The following is a 12,392-nucleotide window of genomic DNA, read 5'->3' as shown; positions in this document are numbered from 1 at the left end:
TTCGAGGCGCGGGCTCGCTGCGGGGGGGCGCCCCCCACCCCCCCCCCCCCCCCGGCCCCCCCCCCCCCCCCCCCAGCCGGGGGGGGCGGGCCGCCCGTCGGCGCCGTGGGCTGTCAGCCCACGGTGAGCATCTTTGCCTTGCTGGGCACGCCTTCGGCGTTCAGGGCGAACAGGAAGTACGTGCCCGGCAGCGCCACCCCCGGGTCGGCCGGCACCGTCACCTCGTACGCCCCCGCACCGGTCTGACGGAAGGCCAGCGGCACCCGTCGCTGGTCATTGTCGGTGGAATGCGTCGCGGCGCCCGCCCTCACCAGTGCGAATGAGGACACCTCCGCATCCGTCGTCACCGCCAGCTGCGCCCCGTTCGTCGCGTGGGCCGGAACACCGCCGGTGATCACCGGGCGGGTCTTCTCGCTGCCGTCCGCGTTGAGGAGATACGGCGGCGTGAAGATCGCCCCGTCGGGATGGTTGGTGGCACACGCACCGCACAGACCGCCGCCCCCGGTGAAGATCCGCCCGTCCGGCAGCAGGTTGGCGACACTGTGGTAGTTCCGCGGCACCGCCATCGACGCCATCCGCGTGAACTTCCCCGTCGCCGGATCCCAGATCTCCGGCGTCATCGCCGACGTCGCGTCACTGAACGGCACCGGGAACGACTGCCCCCCGAACACCGCCACCTTCCCGTCCGGCATCACCACACTGTTGCCGAAAGCACGGGCGTAGGCCATGTCCCCGGTCCGCGAACTGACCGGCGTGCCGCCCCCGTTGAGATCGACCGTGTACGCGCGCCGGGTCGCCTTCACGTTCTCGTACGCCGTCGCACCGCCCAGCGTGAGGAGCTTGCCGATGTCGTAGGCGACCGCGTTGCCGTTCATCGCGTCCGGGGAATCCGCGCGCCGGCCGGCCGCGGTGATGGTTCCGTTGCCGCTGGTCGAGATCCAGTTGATCTGCTTGCTCGGGCCCAGATGCAGCACCCGCCCGTTCGAAGTGGCGTGCAGCCACTGATGATTGTCCGCGCGGTAGGCGCCGCGCGGGTCGGCGGTCATCGTCGTGGTGACGGGCACACCGCTGAGCTTGCGCCATGTGCCGTTCGCCGACGACCAGACCTCACCGCCCTTCGCGCTGCCGCCACCGCTCCACGACCCGCCGAGAACGAACGCGTCACCGGTGGAGAGCAGCGTCATCGCCTGATAGCCGCGGGCGATGTTCATGTCCGACGTCGAGGCCCACGCATCGGTCGCCGGATCGTAGATACTCGCCCGCTCCGCGTTCGAGCCGCCGGTGACCAGCACCCGCCCGTCCTTCAGGACCGCTATGCCGGGGCAGAACATGTCGTGCCCGGTGTTGTCCACCCGCCGCTGCGTGACCCGGCCGGTCGCCAAGTCCATGATCGCGGTCTGTGTGTAGCCGTTGCTGCCGCCGAATCGGTCGATCCCGTACGCCGACCACGCGAGCATCTTGTTGTTGGGCAGCACCGCCGTCGCGACCGGCACCAGCGGGAAGCCCGTGACCTTGCCCCACACCCCGTGCGCGGCGGGCGCCGCGGGGCCGCTGACACGGATCTCGCCCGCCGACGCCCACGGTCCACGGCCACCGGCTTCACTCGTCGCCGTCAGCCGCACGTAGCGGGCGGAGACGGTGCGCGTGAAGGTGGCCCCCTTCAGCGTGTCGTCGTCCTTCCAACTCCCGCTCGCCACCGGCGTACCGAACGTGGTGCCGTTCACGCTGGTCGTGACGGCATATGTGCCGATGCGGCCGTTGACGCCGATGCGCCGCGGCTCATAGGAGAGCGCGGACACCGGCCGAGCCGTCTTCATGTCGATGGTGATGCTGTGCGGGAACGCAGCTGTGGTGGGCGACCAGCGGCTGTGCCACAGCGTGTCCGGGTCACCGTCCAGCGCGGCGGCGGGAGCGTGCGCGCCGCGTGCGGACTCGAAGCTGCTCGCGGATGCTGTCCAGCCTTCACGCGGCAGATCGACCACGGACGCGGCGGTCCCCGGATCGCCCAGCAGATTGATCTCACCGGCACTGGAGAACGGGCCGCGGCCGCCGGCCTCCGTCGTCGCCGTCAGCCGGATGAACCGGGCCCCCTTCGGCGCGAAACTCAACGTCTTCACCGTGGTGTCGTCGGCCAGCGTGCCTGTCGCCACCGCGGCACCCCACGCCACACCGTCGGCGCTCAGATGGATCGCGTACTCGCCGATCCGGCCGTTGGTCCCGGTCGCCCGGGGCCGGTAGACCAGGGCGGACAGGACCGCGGTCTCCTTGATGTCGATGGTGATGCTGTGCGGCAACGCCGCCGCCGTCGGCGACCACCGGCTGTGCCACATGGTGTTCGGATCGCCGTCCAGCACGCGAAGGGGACGATGGTCCCCCCGCGCCGTCTCGTGATCACTCGCCGTGGCCGTCCACCCGTCCCGCGGCAGTGTCGGCGCGGCCGGCTCCATCGCTGAAGCAGGCGCCGCCTGATGATGCGGCGCGGGCGGCGGCGCCGTCGGATCGGCCATGGGCAACGCCCCCGGCCCGGCACTCGCCCGGCCCCCCGAAGACCACAGCGGCAGCAGAGCCACCAGTGTCGCCGTCAGTGCCAGCAGAATGAGCCCCCGCGACCCGAACCGGAAAGGCCGGCGGAAAACAGACAGAGCAAACCCACGGATCATGTCGTCGTCCCCCCACGAAAATGACGTCGCGTCCCACGGCAACGCCCATGCGGGAGTTGACACTCGCAGCAGCCTGCAGCCTTGTAAAGACTTCTGCGCCCATTGCGGACAACTGTGACGCGACGGGCGTCAAGCGGTGTACGTTGTGAGATTTCCTCCGCTTCCGGTCCGGGACGGGAGCACCGCGACAGTCCGCCGCCCGGGGCGCCGGTACACCGCAGCGCCCCGCACACGCGGCCCAGGACCACCGCCGCCGCAGGCCCCCACGCCGCCCGGGGCGAAAAGCAGACGGCACACATTCGCCCCCGTCTCCCGGGGCAGCCGACACGCAGACACACACCCCACCTGCGAGGCCGCAGGTCCCGGAAGAGGAGAACCACCGATGAAAGGCTTCCGCAGCTTCATCCTGCGCGGCAACGTCGTCGACCTGGCCGTCGGCATCGTCATCGGCGCCGCATTCACCGCCGTCGTCAACGGCTTCGTCGGCGCATTCCTGACCCCACTCGTCGGACTGGCCACCGGCGCCACCGGCGACATGAGCCGCAAGCACTTCACCCTCGGCGCCACCCAGTTCCCCTACGGCGCCTTCATCAACGCCGCCATCAGCTTCCTGCTCCTTGCCGCCGCCCTGTACTTCCTCGTCGTCCTGCCCATCAACAAACTCCACGAACGCCTGGCCCCCCACCAAGACGTCCAAGCCCCCAAGCGTGACTGCCCCGAATGCCTCAGCCCCGTCCCCGCCCACGCCCTCCGCTGCGCCGCCTGCACCGTCCCCCTGCCCGCCATTCCCGCGCAGGCCGACACCACCACCCAACGCGCCGGCTGACCCCGCACAGCCCGAGCACCGCGTGCCGGGTCGTCAGGCGGCCCCGACCACCGGGACGACACGCGTCGACCAATCGTCCACGGACGTGACGGTGCGCCACAGACTGGCACGATCACGCTCGCCCGCGGCCTCGCCATCACGGACTCCAGGAGCTGCCCCGATGGACGGAACCGTCTCGCTGGTTCTGCTGCTGCTGTTCCTGTGGGGTCTGGTCTCCCGACGGTCGGCACGGGTGGAGCTGACCGCGCCTGCCGTGTTCGTCCTCGTGGGACTGGTGCTGGCGACATGCCTGGGCTCGTTGGACCTCAACCCGTCACACGAGACGGTGAAAGCGGTCGCGGAGATCTGCCTGACCTGGATCCTGTTCACCGACGCCGCCCGACTGTCCTTTCCGGTCCTACGGCCCGATCTCGGCCTCTACCTCAGGCTTCTGCTCATCGGACTGCCCCTGTGCATCGGACTCGGCACGCTCCTGGCGACCGGACTCCTTCCCGGCGTCAGCGGCTGGGCAGCGGTCTTCGTCGGCGCCGCACTCGCCCCCACCGACGCGGCACTGGGCGCCTCGATGATGACCAACCCCATCGTCCCCGAACGCGTCCGCCGCCTGATCAACGTCGAGAGCGGACTGAACGACGGCATCGCGACTCCCGTCGTCGTCATGGCACTCGCCGGTGCCGCCGCTGCCGCCGGCGAAGGGCACGGAGCAGACGGCAAGGCCATCCAGGAACTGGCCGTCGGCCTCGCATACGGGGCCGTACTCGGGCTGGTCGGCGGGTGGCTGATGCGGAAAGCGCTGCGCGAGGACTGGGGGGCAGAAGAGTTCGCCGGGCCGGCCGTACTGGCCCTCGCCCTGCTGTCATACCTGTCCGCGATCGCCATCGGCGGTAACGGCTTCGTCGCAGCCTTCGTCGCCGGCCTGGCCTTCGGCACCGCTCACCGAGGCGCCCCCAGATGGCAACTGGAATTCACCGAGCAATCAGGAACCGTGCTCTCCCTGCTGGTGTGGCTCCTGTTCGGAGCCGTCCTGGTCCCCGCCGCCTTCCCCCACATGACCTGGCAATCCGCCCTCTACGCCGTACTGAGCCTGACCGTGGTGAGAATGGCGCCCGTGGCTCTCGCCCTGCTCGGCACCCGTATGGACCGCGCCACCGTCCTGTTCATCGGCTGGTTCGGCCCCCGCGGACTGGCGACGATCATCTTCTCTCTCCTCGCACTCGAGGATCTCGCCCCCTCCATCGCGCAGAAAGTACTCCCCGCACTCGTCCTCACCGTGCTGCTCAGCGTCCTCGCCCACGGACTCAGCGCAGGACCACTGGCGCGCCGCTACGCCGCATCCCTCCCCGCCCCCGCGACAGACCGATCGGGGCCGCCGCCCCACAGCATCCCGGTCCGACGGCTGTCCGGCGGCACAAGCCCCCACGGGGATTCCACCCCGCGCGATTGAGCAACCGGGGCCAGCGGCACGCCGCCGCGAGGCCCTGCGCTGCGCACTCAACGCCCGTGGTCGCGCAGAGAGCGACAGGGACATCCGCTCTCGACACAACGCGGTGAGCGGGAGCAGGAACCCCCCTGGCCGCAGCTCTCCAGCCTGTCTACGAGGCGTCCGGTTCCCCCGGCAACCGTGGCCCGGACAGCCCGACGGGCAACAGCTGCGGACGCTTCGCCGCACGGCCGTCCCCACTGGACCGGCCACGCAAGCGGCGACCGATCCACGGACCCAGGAAACCGGCAACCCACCGCAGTTCGGCCGTCAACGCCTGCACCGCGCCCGGCGCCGACACCGGCGGCAGCGGATGCGACCAGGCATCGTCACTACCGGGCAGACGCAAGGTGTGGGCCACAGCCGCGGCGATCCGCTCGTGCCCCAGAGGACCGGCATGCAGCCGGTCCACCGTCCACAACCGCGGGTCGGTGGTGACCGCGTACCCCCCGGTGTCGACAACCGTGACCCCGTGCCGCAACGCCGCAGCACGCACCCGGGCGTTCAGATCGGTCAACCGGGGCGCCAGCGGACGGGCGATCGGCGCGATCTTCGACAGATCCGGAAAGGCGAGCGTGACCACATGCGCCCCGGACGCTGTCAACGCGGCGAACATCGCCTCCAACTCCCCGGCCACCTCCACGGCGTCATACCGCGGCCGCAGAATGTCGTTGACCCCGGCCACCACAGTGACCAGATCGGGACGCAAAGCCAGAGCCGGCTCCAACTGCTCGGCACGAACCTGGCGAGCGACACGCCCACGAACAGCCAGGTTCGCGTACCCGAGCCCCGGGTTCACCACCCCCAGCAACTCCGCCAGCCGATCGGCCCAGCCACGCAGCCCGGTGACATCGTCACCGTCACCCACCCCCTCGGTCTGACTGTCACCGAGAGCCACATAGCGCTCGTACACGGGGTGTTCGCGGTCTCCACGGTGCTCAGTTGCCGACATGGGACACCTGCCGCTCCCGCAGCACCGCAGCCGTGCTCAAGCACCAGTCCCGGTGCTCCTCCTCGAAGACCAGGCCGCGCCGACAGGTCAGGTACGGGCCGACCGGCTCGCCCACACGCAGGAACTCCTCCTCATCCGCGTCCCCCCGCATACGGCTCAGCAACTTCTCGAGCAGCTCGATCTTGGCCTCGGCAGCCGCCGCACGCGCCTCCAACTGCTCGATCACCGGCCCGGCATCGACACGGTCGACAGCCTGAACCTTGACGAGCAGGTCGTCCCGGATGAACGAAGGCTTCGACGCAGCCACCGCAAACCGCTCCAACTCGGCGAGCCCGGCATCGGTGACCTGGAACAGCCGCTTGTTGGGCCGAGTCTCCTGCACCACCTGCCGGCCCGTGACCAGCCCGTCCTTCTCCAGCTTGGCCAGCTCCGCGTAGAGCTGCTGGGGGAGGGCATGCCAGAAGTTCGCGACACCCAGGTCAAACGCCTTGGCCAGCTCGTACCCGCTGAACTCGCCGTCCAGCAGGGCCGCCAGCACGGCATGCCTCAGAGCCATCGAGGCACTCCCTCCACTCGCTCTCCGATCCAGCGTTTCGCCCGAACCATCATACTCAAGAACAAGAATAGTCATATTCTTGATTACCAGAGCCTTGGCAACGCCGGTCTGAGAGACCACTCTGTGCGAGTACGACCACCGCGACCGGGTCACCAAGGTCGACACGCCCGGCTGCGCGACCGTCACCTACTCCTACTCCTACTCCTACGACGGTGACGGCAACCTCATGCAGCGATCCGACCGCACGGGCGTCACCGCACGGGCGTCATCGCGTAGGACTTCGACCCGCTGTCCCGCGAGACGATCCGCACCCTCCAGAACGGGTCGCAGACCAGGCTGACCTCACCCCCTCGGGCAACGTCGACACCTTTCGGCCCCAGTGAGGTGGGCGGCCCTGCGCCTTCGTCTTCGACATGCAGGACAGTTCATTGCTGCCCACCATCGCGGAGCCGCTCTTCGAGGGACTCGGCGCGAAGATCGAGATCCAGCCAGTGATGAACAGCGAAGACATGCAGAAGGGTCTTTCCGCGCTGCGGCAGGGCTGACCGCGGGAGCCGCCCGCAATGCTCGTCCGCTGCCCGAAGCGCGCCGGCCGTCGTGCATCCGCTGTCGGCTGGTGGCGGTCGGCGGGTGACGGCGCACCCGTCACGGTCGGGACGAGAATCTCGCTCTCGCCCACGCCGACCATGACCGGTCGTTTTCCTCGAAGCGGCCGGAGTCATCGATCCCGAGCCGGTGCTGACGATCCCCGGTGGGTGGAATGGCGCGGCGGCCGCGCGCACCACTGGGAGCTGGGTCCGAAGCCCCGCTCGGAGCAGCTCGGCGACCGTGCCGGGCGTCGTGGCGTCCGCGCTGAGAACCAGCTGCCGGCGACCGTTGTGCAGAGCGGCGGCGAGCCGTTGTGCAGGACGGCCGAGGACGTGGTCACCTCGGTGTTCTCCCCGGACCAGCCGAGACGGGCGCGGAGGCATAGGACACGGAGGACGGGTGGGGCAGGACGCGGAGCCGCTGTGCACCGACCGCCTCCGTGAGGGTGGCGGCCGATGCTGTAGAACATCGTCGTTGGCGAGCATGGCCATTCTGCTGTTCCTGTGTTGCTTGAGGAGTCCCCGAACGGCGGCCGGACAGGGGTGGCATGCAGGGTGCCGTGAGACGAATGGTGGTGGGGTTGATCGCGGGCGCGGTACGCCCGTGCAGCGACGGCAGCTCGGCTGTGGCTCGGCTCACTTCTTCTTCACTCCCTCGTTCCAGATCAGCTTGGCGATGTTGGGCTTCACGGCCGTGGTGATGACACCCATGGCTTTGCGGAGATATCGCTGTTCCTCCAGTTCGCGCAGCATGCTCGCGGCGAGGTCCGAGCGTGCGGTGAAGACGCCGTCGGCGCTGGTCTCAGCGGTGCGGTAGTCCGTGACGATCGGGTGCTCGAAGAGGCCGGAGGGCCGGACGAGGGTCCAGTCGAGGTGCGTCTTCCGGATCACGGCCTCCATGCGGCGCATGTCGTCGTGGAGGGTGCGTCCCAGACGTCTGTTCACCAGCGGGTCGAGTACATGGTTGAAGAAGTGTGCGCCCGAGGGGCGCCACTGCGGATCAGCGATGCTGGAGCTGACGGCTAGCAGGCGCGTGATGCCGTGGCGGGTCATGGCCGCGGTGATCGCCGCGGCGCTCGCCGAGTACGTGGTGACGGTCTCTTTGCTGAAGCGCGCACCGAGCGCGGAGAGAACGGCGTTCGTCCCGCTGACTGCTGCGTCGACGGCCGCCAGGTCGGTGGCATCGGCGACAGCTACGGTCAGACCGGGCCGAGCGGGTAGTGAGCCGGGGCGGCGGGTCACGGCGACGACCTCGTGCCCGGCAGCGATGGCCTGATCAGTGAGGTGGCGGCCGGTCGGTCCGTTGGCGCCGAAGACTGCGATGCGCATGGTGTCGGGACATCCCTTCGTGTGGATCGCGGAACGCCCTTGACTGTGCCGATCACGAATTGCACGCTCAACGCTGATGAATATCGCAGCCCCGGCCCCGGCCCCCGTCCGCACCCGAGGCCGTCCCCGCGGCCACCCGCCCACCCGTGAGTCGATCGCCTCGGTGGCCCGGTTGCTGTTCCTTGAGCGCGGCTACCGGCGTACTACGTTGCGTGCGGTAGCCGGGGCAGCCGGGGTCGACCCGGCGCTGATCGCCTATCACTTCGGCTCGAAGAAGGGCCTGTTCGCGGACGTGATGCAGATCCAGTGTGCCCATGCGCTGACGGTGGACGAGGTCCTCGGCGGCGACCGGGCCACCCTCCCCGACCGCTTGATCGACGCGGTGACGGACTTGTGGGAGGACGCCGATTTCCGTCGGCTCACGGCCCAGGGTGAAGAGGCGGCCGAGGTCATCCGCGAATATCTGGAACGCGAACTGCTGGCCAGGCTTGTTGAATTTCTCGGCGGCCAGGACGCGACCGCCCGAGCCACGGCCGTGGTGACGATCCTCGGCGGCCTCATCTACACCCGCTATCTCAACCCGCTCCCCGCCCTCGCCACCCTCTCCCGTTCCGAGGCTCGCCATCACCTCGTCCCGGCGCTCCGCGCGGCACTGGCCCCGCGGCAACGAGTCGGCCCACCCGTCATGCGAAGTGTCGTCTCGAGGTGAAGCCCCGACCGTTGGCGTCGGAGCCGGCCGATCTGAGCCGAGGCTGAGCGTGTGCCGTTGACGTCGCTCGCCTTCGCCGCGGTGGCGCATGCCGGACGGTGACGGGTTCTTCGTGAAGCTTGCGGGGTTCGAGCACTGCACGTGGGCCACGACTACCTGCACCTGGCGCACGATCGGCTGATGCAACCCGAGCGCCAACAGGGGAAGCAGGAAGGGGGCCAGACCGCCGGGCTGGTCCCTTCTCGTGTGGGGTCGAGGGGTGTACGGCTGCCACGGTCTTCCAGCGCGGAGTCGAGCCTGCTGAGGCACACCGGCGTGCTACCGGCCAGGGCCGGGCTTCTGCCGCGTGGCCGGCGCCGGTGCCCATGATGCCGAGGTAGTTGGCGAGGGGGCTGGTACCGAGCGACGCGGCCGGGTGCCGTGGTGAAGCGCCGCGTACACCGCCTTATTCCCCAGACCGGACACTCGGCGCTGACGGCCTCGCCGATGCTGGCCGAGCAGTTGGGCTCGGCAACGCGGGCACCAGGTGATCTGATCGCCATCAGGGCTGCCGACCGGCGCCGGCGAGTGGTGATCCTGCCCGACTTGCATCACTCGGCTGCACCGGACGCCATCGAGGAGTGGATCGGGGCCCTGGCCCGGCTCGAGCAGGTTCGCTCGACCATCGCGACGCGCGAGGTGTCGTCGACGGGCTGCTGGCTCTCGCTCCGTCAGTCCTGGATCTGTACGCGGCTCGATGGCGGGATGAGGATCGCTACGCCCTAGCGCAATCATGTAGGGCTCCGGACCCTCCGAAGCAGTGCCGCTCCGCTGCCCTGAGTGGCTGCAACGTCCTGGGATTTCTCGTTGCTCCACAGCGCGGCCGATGAGTTTGTGGCTCCCGGTCGGTCCAAGCTCGTGACACCCCAGGAAAGGACACCGCCATGTCGGAGCTTCTCGTCGACTTCATCACCTCCCTCGACGGCTATGCCTCAGGAGAGGGATGGCCCGGGTTCTGGGGCCTCGAAGGCCCGGAGTACCTCGCATGGCTCGGCGAGCAGCCCGAGGTCACCTACCTGATGGGAGCGAACACCTACCGCCTGATGTCGGGCTTCGCCGCGGGCAACGTCCCGGATGGCCAAGATGAGTTCAGGCCCGAAGAAGAGGCGTCCGTCGACGAGCTCACCCAAGCGTCCAAGATGGTGTTCTCCTCGTCACTTCAGGAGCCACTGACGTGGGCCAACTCCACGCTCATCCGCGACGATGCCGTCGAGTCGGTCCGAGACATTAAGTCGAGTGGTTCGGAGCTACTGAGCACGATCGGCAGCCTCAGCTTGTGCCGGTCCCTGCTGCGGGCCGGACTTGTCGACCGCTTCCGGGTCGTGATGTTCCCGGTGATCACCGGAGCCACGGGCGAGGAACGCATCTACGACGGCTATCCGGACGTTGCCCTGGAGATGATCGAGCACCGCACCTTCGACGGCCGTATCCAGCTGGTCGAGTACAAGCCCCGTGTGCTTGAGCACCCGCCGCTCGGCGCCCCTGCGTGACGTCGCCTCATCCGCTGGTCTGGGCGGCGTCGGCGGGCGCGAAGCCAGAGGTTGTCCCGTATGGGTGTGAGCTATCCGGTGAGGGCCAGGCACTGCTTGTTGTGGCAGGGGAAGACGGACTGCGGCAATGGACTCCTGCTGGGATCTCCGAACCGGAAGGTGCTCCGGCCACGGCCTCCTACCGGAGCCTGGCTTTCAGCCCGGACGGACAGACTGTGTGGGGTTCTCCGTCGTTTCGCGACGAAGGCGGCGTGTGGGAGAGCTCGGACGTCCTCGACCTTGCCTCCGGAACCATCGCTGCCGGGCGTCCCGTGGGACACAGGCGCCGCGGAGCATCCCGGCGGCGGACTTGTTGCCACGCTCGCCAGCGACCAGGGGGCCACGCACTGCCTTTTCGCGCGCGTCGATCAGGGGACCGCTGCCGTGATGCGGCCGCTCCGCCGGGCGCTGATCCTGGACTGTGACGGCTACGAAACTCCACTCTTCAGCGCAGACGGACGTCATTTCGCGATCCGTGGCAACGCGTACGACAACTCGGTGGAGGTTTTCGAGTTTCCTTCATTGCGCCGGGTTCTGGCCACACCCCTGGGCGATCCCAGCCCTGGCTATCCGTACACGCAGGCGTGGCTTGATCAGATGCAATCCTGGTCGCGTCACAACATCGCCTTCGGATCGGTACCGGGCGGGCTGTGGATCGCAACGCCCGCGGGGGCACTGGTCGAAGTGGACCTCGAAACAAGGCAAGCGGTCGAGCACGATGTGCTGGCCGGGTCCCGCTTGTCCGCGCTGGCCGCCACGGCGACGGGCACGCTACTCGTCGCCGGTAGTGGGGGAGATCTGCTGCTCCTGTCCGTGCTCTCCGACTCCACGCAGACCTGCACCACAAGCAAGGACATCTCCAGGGCTGCAGCCACAGCGTTCTTGGAGACCACCGCAGAGGTTCCGGAAGACGGCGACGACCTGGAGACGCACCTCGTCCTGACCGACGGAACCCGCACATGGGAAGCAGACGATCTGGCAACGGTGACCGAGACCAGCGCAACAGATCCGACCTGGCTTCACATTCAAGCCGCCATCAACAAGGCCCACGTCCAAAGCGAATAGACCGTGGAACGCGATGCACCGACTGCGACGGCGGTGCATCGTCCACGTCCCCGGAGATGGCGGCTGGAACTCCAGCAAGGCTTCGCCGCTGAGCGCTTTCGATGGCGCCCGGCCAACTGAGACACTCAGTCTGGCCGGCAGGAACCGTTCACCACCCGGTGGCTCACCGAGGGCCCCGCCGACGCCGGGACGTCGAAAAGCTCTGGTATGCGGAGCCGACGGGACCAGGTAACGTCTTGCTCATGTTCTTCCAGACGCCGATTTGCGAGTGAGAGCGTGATGGGCCCCTGCTGACGTCCTCCGACGTCGCCGTGCCCGTCCCTCACCGATGAATCCGTAGATCACTTCACCACATTCCGGGAGAACCCGTGAGCAAGAACATCAACAACCCCGTCGGCATGGGCGGCGGCCAGCGCAAGAAGCTGTCACGCGCCGAACGGCAGAACAACGGTCCGCACCGCAACCTCGACCGCCAGAGTGCCGCCGACCAGAAGGCGGAGCTGGTGCGCAAGATGCGCGAGAAGGCAGGCACAGCCGAGGGCGTCGGGCAGACGGGCGACAACACCGCACAGAGCTGACGCACCGCCACCGCAGGGCGGTATCGCGCACGGGGTAGGGCTCGGACCGCGACACGTGGTCCGGGCCCCGCTGCCGTGCCGG

At 68.8% G+C, this 12,392-nt stretch carries 12 protein-coding genes and 2 pseudogenes; 9 read left to right on the top strand and 5 right to left on the bottom strand.

Features of this window, described 5'->3' with window-relative positions; all coding sequences use genetic code 11:
* Nucleotides 1-113: 113 nt before the first annotated feature.
* Nucleotides 114-2,723, bottom strand: a complete 2,610-nt coding sequence (locus tag ACFWU3_RS22535; protein WP_384440345.1) for a discoidin domain-containing protein — start codon at nucleotides 2,721-2,723, stop codon at nucleotides 114-116.
* Between the two features lie 319 nt (nucleotides 2,724-3,042).
* On the opposite strand from ACFWU3_RS22535, the gene mscL reads away from it, so the two are divergent.
* Together mscL and ACFWU3_RS22525 are read left to right on the top strand one after the other, a co-directional pair.
* The gene (mscL, locus tag ACFWU3_RS22530; protein ID WP_384440342.1) at nucleotides 3,043-3,486 is read left to right on the top strand and encodes a large conductance mechanosensitive channel protein MscL; all 444 of its coding nucleotides are present in this window, start codon (nucleotides 3,043-3,045) and stop codon (nucleotides 3,484-3,486) included.
* Nucleotides 3,487-3,646: 160 nt separating this feature from the next.
* On the top strand, nucleotides 3,647-4,930 hold the full coding sequence (locus tag ACFWU3_RS22525; protein ID WP_384440339.1) for a cation:proton antiporter: 1,284 nt from the start codon (nucleotides 3,647-3,649) through the stop codon (nucleotides 4,928-4,930).
* Between the two features lie 148 nt (nucleotides 4,931-5,078).
* Here the strand turns inward: ACFWU3_RS22525 and ACFWU3_RS22520 are convergent, their stop codons facing one another.
* Nucleotides 5,079-5,918: an SGNH/GDSL hydrolase family protein gene (locus tag ACFWU3_RS22520; protein WP_384440336.1), complete on the bottom strand. Its 840-nt coding sequence runs from the start codon at nucleotides 5,916-5,918 to the stop codon at nucleotides 5,079-5,081.
* Nucleotides 5,905-6,474 carry a PadR family transcriptional regulator gene (locus ACFWU3_RS22515; protein ID WP_384440333.1) on the bottom strand — a complete coding sequence of 190 codons (570 nt, stop codon included), beginning with the start codon at nucleotides 6,472-6,474 and terminating at the stop codon, nucleotides 5,905-5,907. The genes ACFWU3_RS22520 and ACFWU3_RS22515 overlap by 14 nt, the downstream gene beginning before the upstream one ends.
* A 130-nt stretch (nucleotides 6,475-6,604) precedes the next feature.
* Between ACFWU3_RS22515 and ACFWU3_RS22510 the strand changes: the two are divergent.
* A pseudogene (locus ACFWU3_RS22510) lies at nucleotides 6,605-6,845 on the top strand (hypothetical protein); the annotation flags it as partial.
* 42 nt (nucleotides 6,846-6,887) lie between these two features.
* Nucleotides 6,888-7,019: a hypothetical protein gene (locus ACFWU3_RS22505; protein ID WP_384440330.1), complete on the top strand. Its 132-nt coding sequence runs from the start codon at nucleotides 6,888-6,890 to the stop codon at nucleotides 7,017-7,019.
* Between the two features lie 245 nt (nucleotides 7,020-7,264).
* Here ACFWU3_RS22505 and ACFWU3_RS22500 read toward each other — a convergent pair.
* Both ACFWU3_RS22500 and ACFWU3_RS22495 read right to left on the bottom strand, forming a co-directional pair.
* A pseudogene (locus tag ACFWU3_RS22500) lies at nucleotides 7,265-7,622 on the bottom strand (cobalamin biosynthesis bifunctional protein CbiET); the annotation flags it as partial.
* 75 nt (nucleotides 7,623-7,697) lie between these two features.
* A complete protein-coding gene (locus ACFWU3_RS22495; RefSeq protein WP_384440327.1) occupies nucleotides 7,698-8,390 on the bottom strand; it encodes an NAD(P)-dependent oxidoreductase in 693 nt (230 codons plus the stop codon).
* A gap of 76 nt (nucleotides 8,391-8,466) precedes the next feature.
* On the opposite strand from ACFWU3_RS22495, the gene ACFWU3_RS22490 reads away from it, so the two are divergent.
* From ACFWU3_RS22490 to ACFWU3_RS22470, 5 genes are all read left to right on the top strand, one after another.
* Nucleotides 8,467-9,099: a TetR family transcriptional regulator gene (locus ACFWU3_RS22490; RefSeq protein WP_384440324.1), complete on the top strand. Its 633-nt coding sequence runs from the start codon at nucleotides 8,467-8,469 to the stop codon at nucleotides 9,097-9,099.
* Nucleotides 9,100-9,522: 423 nt separating this feature from the next.
* The gene (locus ACFWU3_RS22485) at nucleotides 9,523-9,864 is read left to right on the top strand and encodes a hypothetical protein (protein WP_384440321.1); all 342 of its coding nucleotides are present in this window, start codon (nucleotides 9,523-9,525) and stop codon (nucleotides 9,862-9,864) included.
* A gap of 158 nt (nucleotides 9,865-10,022) precedes the next feature.
* Nucleotides 10,023-10,628 carry a dihydrofolate reductase family protein gene (locus tag ACFWU3_RS22480; protein WP_384440318.1) on the top strand — a complete coding sequence of 202 codons (606 nt, stop codon included), beginning with the start codon at nucleotides 10,023-10,025 and terminating at the stop codon, nucleotides 10,626-10,628.
* A gap of 423 nt (nucleotides 10,629-11,051) precedes the next feature.
* Nucleotides 11,052-11,732 carry a hypothetical protein gene (locus ACFWU3_RS22475; RefSeq protein ID WP_384440315.1) on the top strand — a complete coding sequence of 227 codons (681 nt, stop codon included), beginning with the start codon at nucleotides 11,052-11,054 and terminating at the stop codon, nucleotides 11,730-11,732.
* 368 nt (nucleotides 11,733-12,100) lie between these two features.
* Nucleotides 12,101-12,310: a DUF6243 family protein gene (locus ACFWU3_RS22470; protein WP_384440312.1), complete on the top strand. Its 210-nt coding sequence runs from the start codon at nucleotides 12,101-12,103 to the stop codon at nucleotides 12,308-12,310.
* The last annotated feature ends 82 nt before the right edge of the window (nucleotides 12,311-12,392 follow it).

The sequence above is a fragment of the Streptomyces sp. NPDC058685 genome (assembly GCF_042714725.1).
Lineage (GTDB): Bacteria > Actinomycetota > Actinomycetes > Streptomycetales > Streptomycetaceae > Streptomyces.
This window is presented reverse-complemented; position numbering and strand designations above follow the sequence as displayed.